Genomic DNA, 13562 nt, shown 5'->3' on the forward strand with positions numbered 1-13562 from the left:
GAGAGACAACATGTTTTCATTTATTGTCGTAGTATTTCTTTTATTTTTAGTCCCAGGTCCTGCGGTGATTATTACAATTTCTCAAACAATAAAAAGCGGGAGAAAAAATGGTATTATGACTGCTTGTGGAATCGCCTTAGGGGATAGTATTCACGTCTTGTTCACTGTTTTAGGATTATCAGCGATATTATTAAGTTCTGCCCTAGCATTTGAAATCGTCAAATATATCGGGGCTCTTTATTTATTTTACTTAGGGATTCAAATGTTATTTACACAAACTAAACAAAAAGAAAAATCAAACCTTGAACAAACGTCTGGAAGTATAGATAAAAGCTCGAGCTGGAAATCACTTAAACAAGGTTTTTTAGCAGAAATATTGAATCCTAAAACAGCATTATTCTTTTTGGCATTTTTGCCTCAATTTATCAAAAATGACGGAAGCAGTGTAACATTACAGCTTTTTGTTTTAGGGATTGTATTTGTGCTAATGAGTATTACATTCACTTCTTTTTTGGCTTATTGTACAAGTTTTATTGGAGCAAAGATGTTCAAAACCTCAGGTGTTTTTGCTAATAAAGTCGAGAAAATGGTTGGTGTGATTTATATTGGCTTAGGCATACGTTTAGCCCTTCAAACGCAAGAATAGATGGCGATAGGAATTATACGTTTCACGAAACTTGCCCCACTTCATGATTCCTATAAATGAAAGAAAACGCTTATTTTTAAACAACCATGGTAACCATCTATCAGTGTAACAGATAGATGGTTACTTTACGTCAGGCACAAAATCAACAAACCCCACTTTCTTTGAGCAATGCTCTCGAAATATTTATTCTAGCCATCGTATTCTTTTTTAGTACGATGTTTGCTATTTCCATAATGATCGACTGCAAAGCTAAACAATACTTTCATCAGAAACAGTAAGCCGATGATCAACATATGTGTAGTTATTCCTGGCAGCATCGGCACGACCCCCAAACCAACAGACAAAAGCAAGCCCGCTATAAATAATTGCCCACGCTTCCCAATAAGGGCATTTACGATAAAAGCCCCGATGATCGTATAAGCCCATATCCCTACTGAATACCCAATATTCGTATCGAGAAGCAGGGCAATAAGCACGATATGGACATGAATCACAATGAATACGATTCGATTTTTTTTCCGCGCCGCATAAAAATTACTAGTTGATGCAGTAAAATTCGCTATAACGCCCGCAAAAACATCGAAAATCAATAGTAATGCCAAAGCAGTGCGCCACGCTGGCAAATCATTAGCCAATTCAGGGAATCGATAATATAGCACAGCCGTCAGTATACCGCCAAAAAGCAATATCGCTAAAATAGATCCAACAGATTGTTTTTCACCAAATACATCGTGCAAAAAAGAAGGAATTCGAAGCTGTCTCATTTCACGCCACTTCCATCATTAATAATTAACATCTTTTTATAAAGTTATGTATTCTTTATAGTTTTTATCTCTAAAACTATTATATCTACTTGAACCTCATTGTTCAATATGTTTTGTACTATTTTTATTGAATCCATCTAAAACTTTGGTTACACTACATATGAGGTGAACAACGATGAACGGTTATGAACGACGGAAACAGAAAAAAATCGAGCAAATATTCAGTGCATCCATTGAATTATTTTTCAAATACGGCTTTCAAAAGGTTAGCGTGAATGAGATTGCGCATAGAGCGAATGTTTCCCCCGCAACCATATATAATTACTTCGGGACAAAAGAACAACTTTATACTGCCTCCCTGATGAATTGGCTGGATAAGCAGTTGGCACAGTACGAGGACATCCTGAAGTCCGGGTTATCTTTTCTTGAAAAGACTAAAAATATCATGCTGTTGGAGGCTAAAAACTTAAAAATTTTAGCAGATGAGTTTCCGAAATTCCCATCTTCTGATTTAAGAGGGTTGATACAAATGATGGACGGTTATAACCAGCAGAAGGTCGTGCCTTTTTTTAAGAAGTTTGTCGAGCTTGGAAAACAAGAAGGGTATATTCGAAAAGATCAATCTGAAGAGATGATGCTGCGTTATTTTGCAATGTTCCAGAATGAACTGGTCCGGAATTGGGAGGGGTCGAATCAAAAACAGACAGCCGAGAATATGGATCAATTGATGGAGTTGTTCTTTTATGGGGTAGCTGGACGGGCATAGCTTTAGAAATAGTGCAAACCGATTAACTACTTTGTAATCCTTAGAACTATTAAGAAAAAACCTATTTTATTAGTAATCGACTTGTAGCTGAAGTATCAGTAGAGTGTTAAGAGTCTCGTCCTTAGCAAAAGAGTTTTGTACTTTTCGTTCATGGAGTCAAAATATCGCAATCTGAAAAAAGTAGTATAAGCAAGAAAACCCAGAAATTGGCATAAAGCTAGAAAAAAGCTCTTTAACACGGGGAATTTTTTCTATACACGATAGCGTATTTCATCAAAGAAATGACCATAATTTAAGAAATAAGTGGATGTGACAAGGGAGGGTTGAAAATGGGAAAGCAGGAAGAACTACTTGCCCGCCAACTGCGGCTGCAAGCTGAAGCAGATACGATTGTTGAAGAAATGCACCTTAAGCAATTGCTGGCAGAAGCTGGTACACCTGTAAAAGTAGGGAGTGCGGCTCTAGGTTTAATGACTTGGAGAGACCTCGATATTACTGTCGTTTGTTCTAAGTTAAATATCGCTACAATTTCCGGCATCGCTTCACAATTGATGTCCAATCCCCAAGTCCGCGATTTGACATTCATCAATGATACGGGCAATTGGAACACTGATCCAACCTATCCCGACGGTTATTTTCTAGGTATCACTTACGAATCCACCATTGGACACAAATGGGAACTGGATATTTGGTTTGTGGACGAGCCTGACAAACAGCCCGATTTGCAGCATATTCGCACGATGGCTGATCGACTAACTCCAGAAGCGATTGTCTCTATTTTAAGCATTAAGACCGTTTGGGCCACACGACCCGAGTATGGGAAGCAAGTAACAAGCTTTGATATCTATACTTCTGTATTAGATCATAATGTACGTACACCTGACGAATTTAAGAAATGGCTGGAAAGCCGAAACAACCATTTTCAGTAAAAATCTAATCTCGCACTCCAGCAAACTGTATGGAGGTTACCCCTTAAGGACAGCCTTCAAGCCGGCAGCTGTTTGCGGCTGCTCTTTCTTCATCGATTGGCGCATGAAAAATTCAGCTACCTTCGGAACGTTGTCAACTTGAATGGAGAAATGAACACGGCAAGATTGATCCGAGATCGGCTCAATACGATAGCTTTCACAAAACGATTGTTTTTCATCAGGACCTGTCTCCAGCGTCAACAATTGATCCTGAACAAGCTCGGTCACGATCATGTTTTTTTCGCTCTTGAAGCCTGAGTATTTTCCACTTTCGAAATACTTGGTCCCCAACTCAAACGGTCCTTCAGGAGTCACTCGCGCCTCCATAATACCTTTAATCCAGGAAGGCCGCCCCTTTAAATCAATGAGGCGTGAAAAAACGCTTGCTGGAGAGCAATAAAGGAGAGTCGTTTCCTGGTAAAGATACGGTCTATCGCTTTCAATCACGCGGGGTATCCATTACCGAAACTCTTTCGCGGGTTGAGAAACGAACCTGATACGAGTTAAGTCCGGAACAAAATTCCTCTAACATTTTTTGAAGTTGCTCACGATCCTTTGTTGCTCCAAAAACTTTTTCTTCAAAATAATATTCATACGGATCTCGTTTAGTTGCTAAGGGTTTTGTCCAACAGAATTAACACGAACATAACCAATTTTCCGTAAAATACTACTCCATTTTTGATTTTATGTTGACTAGTTAGTGATGCAATATGCTGTATGCTTAAATGCATACTTAATTTACAGAATTTTGTCGAATGCTTCCTTCATCAAGCGATATAGCCCCTCTGATAAAAAATGAAAGTATCAATCCTAATATTGTTATGCAAAAGCTCACTTTGAATGCAAACTGTATCCCTGAAGCAACTACATCGGCATGTTCAATTCCTAATCCTGAACTAGATAATTCGCTTTAAAAATGCTTTTGTCCCCTATAAAAAGCTACACCGATTGCACTCACCAGAGATCTGCTGTAATGTACTTAGAATTGTAGTACCATGTTATAGTGTTTAGCTGTGAGTTCACTTAAACCATTTGTTTGTGCTGGCATTATAATCATAGCAATTGCAACCATAACTAAAGAGTAAAGTAATATAATAGTTGTTAACAAAGTTGAAATGGATACTTTAGAAAATGACCACAAACTAATTGCTAGCAAAATCATTCCTGGTATAACTAAAATTCTTGGACCAAATCTATCAAAAATTCTACCGATAAAAGGAGAGGGAACACCATTTAAAATTGCACCAGGTAATAAAATTTACCAGCAGCAATGGTACTGATACCAAGCACATTTTCAAAAAAGAACGGAAGCAAAATAATCGTTGAAAATTGTACCATCGTTCCAATTAGAATCAGAGATGTAGCTAATGCAAACATAGGATATTGAAAATTCAAGTATGGGTGCTGTAGATCTTAATTGCCTCCATACAAACAATGAAAGTGTAAAAATACCGGTACGAATCGGGACATAAACTGTAGAATTTAACCAATTTTCTGATCCATCACCAGCATAACTAAGCCCGAATACCACCAAATCCAAGGATGGAAAGAAAAACAGAGAAAAAGTCAACTTTTGGTTTAGTAACTTTTGACACATTATCTAATGTAAAAAACGAGATAATTGGGACTGCAATTATAACTTGTAGCACCATAAAAAAGAGCAGAAGAATTCATATCAGTGACTAGGACTGGGATCGCTAAATTCAATAATGTTTCATTTAAAAGTGTAAAAAACACTCCTTTAGCATATTTACCCTTTTAATAATTGTATTCTTCAAAAAGATCAAAGTCAATTTAGTGTATTATATGACATTTACATGGGCACTGCTTAAAAAAAGAGAGATATCACTATTGATTATAGTGATATCCCCCTACAACACATCAAAAGCTCATCCCATTTTTCCTCTGGCGGGAATCTTGGCGGAGAACCTATTCATTTTTAACCATTCTATCCATGTTACGTACCACCGAAGTTTTCACTTCAAATGCTCTCAGTGAGTTACTCCCACTCAATCGTGGAAGGTGGCTTGCTCGTAATGTCGTACACAATCCGGTTGACGTGTTCGACTTCGTTGACGATCCGGGTGGAGATGATTTCCAGCACGTCCCATGGAATGCGCGCCCAATCGGACGTCATGCCGTCAATCGAGGTAACGGCGCGGATGCCGACGGTGTAATCGTATGTGCGTGTGTCGCCCATGACGCCAACGCTTCGCATATTCGGCAGTGCCGTAAAGTATTGCCAAATTTCGCGGTCAAGCCCGGCTTTTTTGATTTCTTCACGCAAGATTGCGTCTGATTCACGGACAATTTTTAGCTTCTCATCGGTAATTTCGCCAAGGACGCGAATGCCGAGGCCTGGGCCAGGGAATGGTTGGCGCCATACAATCTCATCTGGAATGCCAAGTTCTGTGCCAAGAGCACGCACTTCGTCTTTAAATAGCGCATTGAGTGGCTCAATTAATTCAAAAGCCATGTCTTCTGGCAAACCGCCTACATTATGGTGCGATTTAATCGTTTGGGCCGTGTCTGTTCCTGACTCAATGATGTCGGTATAAAGTGTTCCTTGAGCGAGGAAGTCCATTTTCTTATCTTTTAGTTTTGCCGCTTCTTCATCAAAGACGTAAATAAATTCGTTGCCGATAATTTTCCGTTTTTGTTCTGGATCGGTAACGCCTTTTAATTTAGTCAAGAACCGTTCTGATGCGTCAATTTTGACGACATTCATGTTAAAGCCTTGGCTGAATGTTTCCATGACGCTTTCTGCTTCTCCTTTGCGAAGCAAGCCATGGTCAATGAACATGCATGTCAATTGATCGCCAATGGCTTTATGGATGAGCACCGCTACTACGGAGGAGTCAACGCCACCGCTTAATGCGCACAACACGTGGCGGTCCCCTACTTGTTCGCGGATTTTCTTGATTTCCTCTTCAATGAAGTTTTCCATTGACCAATCGCCTTTAGCGCCGCAAATGTCAAACGCAAAATTTTTCAAAAGGTCATTGCCAAATTCGGAATGCCGCACTTCGGGATGAAACTGCACGCCGTACAAGTTGCGGGACTCATCGCTCATCGCTGCAACTGGGCAGGAAGGATTGGAAGCGTCGACGGTAAAGCCCTCTGGAGGAGCCACAATTTTGTCGCCATGGCTCATCCAAACGGTTTGCTCAATGGGCAAGCCTTTAAAGAGCGACGATTGGTTTTCCACATTTAATAACGCTTTTCCGTATTCACGATGGGAAGCCTTGTCGACTTTGCCGCCAAAGTGATGTGTCATTAATTGGACGCCATAACAAATCCCTAAAATCGGAATGCCTAAATCATAAATGGCAGGGTCGCATTTAGGGGAACCTTCTGCATACGCGCTGTTAGGCCCGCCTGAAAAGATAATGCCGATTGGGTTCATTTCTTTTAATTCATCCGCCGTCAGTTTGTGTGAATGCAGTTCGCTATACACACCGAGGTCGCGGATCCGTCTTGTGATCAGTTGATTGTATTGCCCACCAAAGTCAAGGACAACAATCGTTTCATGATTCGTTACTTGCATGCAGCTTCACCCTTTGCTAAAGAAATTCTATATAGGAAAAAAAGTCAATCGCTATCGCAAATAAAACGGCTACAAGAGCAATCGCCCCTCGGCATTGCCTTTGCAGCCATATAAATGAATGCTCTCCCCTTTGTTTCGGGATCACGCATTTCTTTATGCAGCTTATACGCCAATAATCATAACAAGCCTGCTTGAATGCGGTCAAGTTCTGATTTTGTTGAGGATGTTTTTCCAATTTTCATGAAAGCGGTCCCCGTCAATGTTAGGTTTTTTATTGCTGTATAAATATTGCTCGTAGGCCTCGGTTAGCTCCCGCATTCCAGTAGACTCCAGTTCGCTGTCCACGTCGGTTGCATATTCACGCAACGTCTGCGTTGTTTTCCGCTTATAGCCATGAAAACCGAGCAACCATAGCAAGCGCTCATAGGAGCGGACAAAGGTCTCTGTTCGCCCGTCATTTTTGTACATTCCGCTTACATAAGCACGGGCAATCGCTTTGCGGAACAGAAACAAAACCAACGCCGCCACTGCAAGTATCCCTATAGCGGCTCCTAGCCACCAGCTCGGGCCTTCTTTCGTTTGGCCTAACGTTTGTGATTCATCTGTTTCTTCTTCGTTTTCAGGCTCTTGCACTTCGTCTTCATCCTGCTCAGGCTCTTCTCTTTGTTCAGGCTCCATATCCTCCTCATCGCCGTTTTCTATGTCAATTTCGGGCTGTTGAAAGGAAAAACCTGAAAAGCTAGGCGTCGGTTCAAACGGTACCCAGCCGACTTCCGGAAAATATACTTCTACCCAAGAATGGGCATTGCTATTGGCAATTACGTATTCTTGATAGGTTCCGTCCTCGCCGACAGCTCCTTGTGCTTCGCCCTCTGTAAACCCTTTTGCCCATCTAGTCGGAATGTCAAGTGTTCGGAGCATGACAGCCATCGCTGTCGAAAAGTTATCGCAATACCCTCGGGCTGTTTCAAACAAAAACTGGTCGACGTAGTCTTGGCCTTCGGCTGGAATAGCCACATCCTCTGTTTCGTATTCAAAATTAGGCCCGCTTAAATATTGTTCAATCGCCACGGCCATGTCGTACTGGTTGTCCGCGTCTTTCGTAATGTCTTCGGCCAACTCGCCGATACGCTCAGGCAATCCTTCTGGCAATGCTAAATAATCCGCTAGCTCTTCATCGTTGCTGTAATCAGGTCGGCCAACGTTTCGCAAGCCTTCCACATAGTACGTTTGCTCGTAAAATTGAAACTCGTATCGCTGTGGCACCAATTCGCCATTCGCGATGGTGGCCATTGCCGAAACAGGATCAATTTGCAACGGATAGTCTTGTTCGCCAACCAAATCTGTTACCGTTGGCGAGGCAAGCTCTCCTGGATAAAACAAGTGGCCGAATTGTTGCTCCCCTTCACTATACAATTGCAACTCCGCCTGCTGCTCTTCTACTTCAACGGCATCGGCACGTTTGCTTCCTTGCAACGGTGGCGTCACGCTCCGCTCTTCGACTTCCAATGCGTCGGAAAGCTGCCAACCTCTCCCCGTATACTCGTTTTTTGTCTCCCCTTTCCAATATTGGCCGTTTTCTACTCGAGCAATAAAAATAGGCGTGTCATCTTGGACAAAGCCACCACCGAGGCGGCGATCGTCCTCACTGTAGCCAATCCGTTGCACAGGAGTGCCTATGCCGCTCGGAACAAAGCCAAATACCGACTGGAGATAAGGAAGAGGGTCCGGCCACTGCGGTTCAGGTTTTGGCATCGCATAGCCAATCGACGCTGCTAGCATGATAAACACGCCTAGCAAAGCAAAAGAGCGGCCAAATGTACGAAACGATAAAACGGCGTGCGTGCCTTTTTGTTCGCCGCGTTTAAGCAACAGCAGCAGCCCAAACAGAAACAACCCAACAATAAAGGTGCGAACAATCGCCCAGCTCCCGCTATAATCGGTAAATGTGTCAATTGTACCAATATAGACGATGCTGATCGCTAAAAAAAGCAATATTCGCCGTGCCTGAACAATCCAGTAAAACAGTAGGTAACTGAGGATGGACAAGAGAATCAAAAATAAAAACGTCCGGTGCATATCAGTAATGTCCGCCAAATTGCCAGCAGTCAGCAAATAGATGTTGTAAAATAGATCGTCTAAAAAAGCAAACATCCACATTTGCTCAGTGCTTGATCCTGGAAACAACAAGTACAACGATCCGAGAATGACAGCAAAGCGGAGAAGCAGTGACCAGACAAGGTGTATTTTAAAGAATGTGATCAAGAAAAATACAGCAGAAACAGCGACAAACAGAGCAATCGAATCCGTGTGCGTAATTTCTGAGACAGGATAAAGCCATTCCATCAATAGAAGAAAACCGAACATGTATAACACAAAATCACGATAAAGTTGTCTTTTTTTATGCATCATCCGCACTTCGCCTCTTGCCCTCCTCAAACTGGGGATGGAAAAGCTGTGCCTTTAACCGCTTAAACTGCTCCTGTTCCCACTCGCCAACCGGAGCGGCAGCAGCAACAAACACAAGCGTTTTACGCTTTTCAAGCTGACGTACTAAACGAATCGTGTTCTCCTCTATTTGTGGCGTTATCAATAGAGTCACCCCTCCTAGTAGCTGAAGATTAGGAGGAAGTGGGGCTTGCTTTTTCGTTTTCAGCGGCTTCACTTTGGCAAGCAAGCGCAGGCCTGATTTCCATGTTCGCTCATTAAGTGGCAGCTGATTCCAACGATTTGGATACGTGTGCAAAACAACCTCCGTACGTGCTGACACAAAAGTGGCTGCCAAAGATGCGGCCCAACTCACACTTTCTTCAAACCATTCTTTTTCTAACTCTGTTTCCACTGTGCTTGGCAATAAAAATAACGATATTTCTTCGCTCTGGTCCGTTTCAAACTCTTTTGTGACGAGCCCTACTACACCTGCCGAGCGCTTCCAATCAATTTGCGCCATGCGGTCGCCTGCCACATAGGGGCGTACGCCAGAAACAGCATGGTCCTCATAGTTCTTTTTTAATTGCTTGGCAACATGGGAAGCGCCGACTATCCCTAAGCCGTGCTTTACATGGTAATAAGCAGGATAGACAAGCAACTCCGTATGAATGGGAATCCTTTTTTTAACGCGGATAAGGCCGAACAAATCATTTGCTGTTACAACGAGTTGGCCAAATTGTTGTTCCCCTCGTTGCAACGCTTTGGCCTCATATGAAAAACGCAGCTCTTTTTTTAACGTGAAAAAGAAAATCGCTTCATGCCGCTCTGCCAATATAGAAGCAGGAATGGTGTCACTTGCTTCATAATAAAAAAATGGAAGCAACCGTGGCCTTGAGATCGTTACATCTACGTTAAATCCTTCACCTGTTCGTAGTTCCTGTTTCGATATATAGCGCGTGGCCTTCACTCCAAACAAGGAAAGAAAAGAAACAAGACATGAACAGACAAACACAATGACGACACTGTAAAACAAAAACCAACTGACAAAGCCGCCTTGGAACATGCCAAAGACAAAGGTAGCAGCAAGAATAAACAGGACAATCAACCATCGGAAAGCAAAATAAACAAATGGCTTTACTCGTTTCATTAGGTTGCATGCCTTTTCCGCTCTACTGGAACGCGGATTTGTTTTATCAGATCAGCCAGTACCTCATCAGCGGCTTCTTCACGCATGAGCACATCATGGTGCAGTCGAATTCGATGCCCTAGTACATAGGGAGCAACAGCTTTAACGTCATCAGGAGCAACAAAATCACGACCCATAATGAGCGCATAAGCTTGGCTTGTCCGCATCAGTGCAATGGAAGCGCGGGGACTTGCGCCTAGTTCAATCTTTCCGCTTGTTCTGGTGGCATGGACGATGTTTACTAAATACTCTTTGACATACCCATCGATGTAAATGTTTTTGACTTCTTGCTGCAAAGCGGAAATTTCATCAAGTGTCACGACCGCTTCTAGATCCTCAATTGGATGCTTCTGCTCAACACGCCCTAAAAGTTCCAGCTCTTCTTCAATCGTTGGGTAGCCTAAGCTAATTCTGACTAAAAACCGGTCCAGTTGCGCTTCTGGAAGGGGGAATGTTCCAGCGTATTCAACGGGGTTCTGAGTCGCCATTACAAAAAAAGGCGAATGGATGACCATCGTCTCTCCGTCAACGGTGACGTTTCCTTCTTCTAGTGCCTCCAGCAAAGCCGATTGGGTTTTAGGCGACGTACGGTTAATTTCATCGGCAAGCACGACATTCGCCATAACTGGGCCAGGACGAAACTCAAACGCTTGCTTGTTTTGATTGTAAATCGATACGCCCGTCACATCCGACGGCAGTAAGTCGGGAGTAAACTGAATTCGCTTGAACGAGCCGTTAATTGTTTTCGCCATTGCTTTAACAAAAACGGTTTTGCCAACACCAGGCACATCTTCAAGAAGCACATGCCCCCCTGCAAGCAAGGCGACAAGACTAAGACGGATTTCCGCTCGTTTGCCAATCATCACTTTTTCAACATTTTCAATGATCTCATCTATTTTAGCTGTGCTTGTAGTCAACAAATCCTAGGCCCCTCTCCGTTTCTTTTTTTCATTGTACCATTGTCCTGTTTTTTTATCATTACAGAACAAGCGTTACCTTTCACCCAAAAAACCGTGCACCTTTAAAGTGCACGGTTTTGCTTTTGTTACAGTTGCGACATTGTTCGCAGCATGTCTGCTTCAATTTTATCCCAAGTCTCTTTTTGCTGGAACAGCTTTCGCGTTTTCGGGATCAGTTCTGTCTTAAACGCTTCTTTATAGGCGTCCGTTTCAGGATCAGGAAGCTGCTTTTTCCATTCGGTTACACGAGCCTCTATCTCGCCAGCTCGCGGCCCCCATTTGCCTGCTTCTTTTCCTTCTCTATCGAAAAAGACGATAATCGGAATTGATCGAGCACGGCCATTGGTTAAGTACTGGTCCATCAACTCAAGGTTTTCATCGCGGATTAAAAAACGCACATCCATTAAAGCCGTTTGCGCCAATTTAAGAAAAATCGGCACGTTTACCATCGCATCCCCGCACCAATCAGCGGTAAGCACAACGGCTTTCAAGCCTTTCCCTTGGAGGAGCTCCATTTCTTGCACGGCGTCTCCGCTAGGGATGTAGTGATTGTATATGTGAAGCAACGTCTCTTTGTTTACTTCCATCGATTCAATGTAGTCTTGGGCAGTCGCCCCTTTTTCAAACCAATCAAGAAGTGTCATAAGCTTGCTCCTTTTTTACTGATCGTACCATGCTTGGCTCATGGGACGCAAAAAATTTGATCTTTCTAGACATATTTTTGCTGACAATCCAAACACTACATCCAAAGGAGTGGTGAGATGTTCAAACGTTTTTTGCTTGCCCCGACTCTTATTTTTCTTCTGCTTTTAGGCATCGGGCAAGTGTCAACTCCAACCGCCTATGCCATCGGCAACAAGCCGTTTACATTCGTGTGGATGTCTGACACGCAGTATTACTCGCAGCATTACCCGTATATTTACGACAGCATGACGGAGTGGATTGTCGAAAACGAACGGAACCAGTCGATTAAATATGCGATTCATACGGGCGATATCGTTGACCATATGACGAATGAATTCGAATGGGTTCAGGCAGACTTAGCAATGAAAAAACTAGATCAAGCCAAGATTCCATACGGCGTGCTGGCAGGCAACCATGATGTCGGACATAGCAAATTGGACTACAGCACATACAGCCGCTATTTTGGCGATGCTCGTTTTAATAAAAGCCATGCCTTCAAAGGGTCTTACAAAGACAATGAAGCCCACTTTGACGAAATTCATGTTAGCGGGCACAAATTCCTTATTCTTTACCTCGGTTTTGGCTGGAATGACGAAACGCTCCAGTGGGCCAAAGAAGTGGTTGAAGATCATCCTCATCATGCAACGATTGTTGCCACGCATCGTTACTTGCAAGTCAATGGCAAACGCTCTGAGGATGGAGACAAACTGTTTAAGGAATTAATCAAACCAAGCCCTTCCATTCAGCTGGTCCTAAGCGGGCACTACCACGGCACCGCCCAGCGGTTTGACCGTATTGATGACGATGGCGACGGTGTAAATGAACGAACTGTGGTCCAGATTTTATCCGATTACCAAGGATATGAAAAAGGCGGAAATGGCTTTATGCGCCTTTTGACATTCCAACCAAAATCCCAAGCAGTGACAATCAGTACCTATTCTCCTTATACAAAGGAAGACTCATTAGAAAACGAGGACTTTCATAAAGCGCCGATGACGTTTAGTTTTCCAATGGATTTTTAGCCCCTTGCCCAAATTGTAATGGTTCATCACCTTTTTAGATGGATATCCATATCGTGTACTATCCTAGAAAAAGGTGGTGCAATGCTTGGGCTATTATTACGGAGGATTTGAAAACAACTGCTGCTGCCCTCCCCCGCCTTGTGGAGGATACGGTTATGGACCGGGCCCTTACTACGGGCCGAGAGGATTTGGCGGCGGCGGCTTTGCGATTGCGATTGTTGTCGTGCTCTTCATTTTGATTATTATCATTGGCGGCGCCGGCTTTTGGGGTGGGCGTGGACTGCCTTGCTAAATGAAAAAAGAACATTAGCGTCCTTCGCTAATGTTCTTTTCTTTAATAATAATATCCATAGGGCGGGTACCCATAAGGTCCAGGTCCATAACCATAAGGCGGATAGCCGTATCCGTAACCGTAACCTCCGTATAAAAACGGCGCAGCAATGAGTGATCCCCCAAGACCGCCTACGAGCCCGCCTAGAAATGCACTTCCCCCATAGCCAAATGGCCTTCCGCCATAGTAACCAGGTGGGCGCCGATAACCGGGCTGCTGATAATGCCATTGCGTCTGCATCGTGGTCCCCCTTCACATC

At 43.2% G+C, this 13562-nt stretch carries 13 protein-coding genes and 1 pseudogene; 5 read left to right on the forward strand and 9 right to left on the reverse strand.

Going from position 1 to position 13562, the window contains the following annotated elements; all coding sequences use genetic code 11:
- Positions 1-10: 10 nt before the first annotated feature.
- Positions 11-646: a LysE family translocator gene (locus N6H06_RS18615; protein WP_263707687.1), complete on the forward strand. Its 636-nt coding sequence runs from the start codon at positions 11-13 to the stop codon at positions 644-646.
- Between the two features lie 188 nt (positions 647-834).
- Here N6H06_RS18615 and N6H06_RS18620 read toward each other — a convergent pair whose 3' ends face one another.
- A complete protein-coding gene (locus N6H06_RS18620) occupies positions 835-1410 on the reverse strand; it encodes a hypothetical protein (protein WP_062750315.1) in 576 nt (191 codons plus the stop codon).
- 175 nt (positions 1411-1585) lie between these two features.
- Here N6H06_RS18620 and N6H06_RS18625 point away from each other — a divergent pair, with 175 nt between their 5' ends.
- Positions 1586-2176: a TetR/AcrR family transcriptional regulator gene (locus N6H06_RS18625; protein WP_062750316.1), complete on the forward strand. Its 591-nt coding sequence runs from the start codon at positions 1586-1588 to the stop codon at positions 2174-2176.
- 329 nt (positions 2177-2505) lie between these two features.
- A complete protein-coding gene (locus N6H06_RS18630) occupies positions 2506-3105 on the forward strand; it encodes a hypothetical protein (protein ID WP_213029534.1) in 600 nt (199 codons plus the stop codon).
- Positions 3106-3141: 36 nt separating this feature from the next.
- Here N6H06_RS18630 and N6H06_RS18635 read toward each other — a convergent pair whose 3' ends face one another.
- From N6H06_RS18635 to N6H06_RS18665, 7 genes and pseudogenes are all read right to left on the reverse strand, one after another.
- Positions 3142-3510 (reverse strand): hypothetical protein, encoded by a 369-nt coding sequence (locus N6H06_RS18635; protein ID WP_450103995.1) that lies wholly within the window; start codon positions 3508-3510, stop codon positions 3142-3144.
- Between the two features lie 142 nt (positions 3511-3652).
- Positions 3653-3810, reverse strand: a pseudogene (locus N6H06_RS18640) (recombinase family protein); the annotation flags it as partial.
- A gap of 1333 nt (positions 3811-5143) precedes the next feature.
- The gene (guaA, locus tag N6H06_RS18645; RefSeq protein ID WP_062750330.1) at positions 5144-6691 is read right to left on the reverse strand and encodes a glutamine-hydrolyzing GMP synthase; all 1548 of its coding nucleotides are present in this window, start codon (positions 6689-6691) and stop codon (positions 5144-5146) included.
- Positions 6692-6892: 201 nt separating this feature from the next.
- Positions 6893-9103: a DUF4129 domain-containing transglutaminase family protein gene (locus tag N6H06_RS18650; protein ID WP_263707689.1), complete on the reverse strand. Its 2211-nt coding sequence runs from the start codon at positions 9101-9103 to the stop codon at positions 6893-6895.
- The gene (locus tag N6H06_RS18655; RefSeq protein WP_062750332.1) at positions 9093-10268 is read right to left on the reverse strand and encodes a DUF58 domain-containing protein; all 1176 of its coding nucleotides are present in this window, start codon (positions 10266-10268) and stop codon (positions 9093-9095) included. Before N6H06_RS18655 ends, N6H06_RS18650 begins: the two co-directional genes overlap by 11 nt.
- Positions 10268-11224 (reverse strand): AAA family ATPase, encoded by a 957-nt coding sequence (locus tag N6H06_RS18660; RefSeq protein WP_082808449.1) that lies wholly within the window; start codon positions 11222-11224, stop codon positions 10268-10270. Before N6H06_RS18660 ends, N6H06_RS18655 begins: the two co-directional genes overlap by 1 nt.
- A gap of 128 nt (positions 11225-11352) precedes the next feature.
- A complete protein-coding gene (locus N6H06_RS18665; protein ID WP_263707691.1) occupies positions 11353-11910 on the reverse strand; it encodes a thioredoxin family protein in 558 nt (185 codons plus the stop codon).
- 117 nt (positions 11911-12027) lie between these two features.
- Between N6H06_RS18665 and N6H06_RS18670 the strand changes: the two genes are divergently transcribed.
- Both N6H06_RS18670 and N6H06_RS18675 read left to right on the forward strand, forming a co-directional pair.
- Positions 12028-12972, forward strand: a complete 945-nt coding sequence (locus tag N6H06_RS18670; RefSeq protein ID WP_213029543.1) for a metallophosphoesterase — start codon at positions 12028-12030, stop codon at positions 12970-12972.
- Between the two features lie 85 nt (positions 12973-13057).
- Positions 13058-13264, forward strand: a complete 207-nt coding sequence (locus N6H06_RS18675) for a hypothetical protein (RefSeq protein ID WP_062750335.1) — start codon at positions 13058-13060, stop codon at positions 13262-13264.
- Between the two features lie 42 nt (positions 13265-13306).
- Here the strand turns inward: N6H06_RS18675 and N6H06_RS18680 are convergent, their stop codons facing one another.
- Positions 13307-13543, reverse strand: a complete 237-nt coding sequence (locus tag N6H06_RS18680) for a hypothetical protein (RefSeq protein WP_062750336.1) — start codon at positions 13541-13543, stop codon at positions 13307-13309.
- Between the last annotated feature and the right edge of the window lie 19 nt (positions 13544-13562).

Source organism: Shouchella tritolerans (assembly GCF_025770735.1).
GTDB lineage: Bacteria > Bacillota > Bacilli > Bacillales > Bacillaceae_D > Shouchella > Shouchella tritolerans.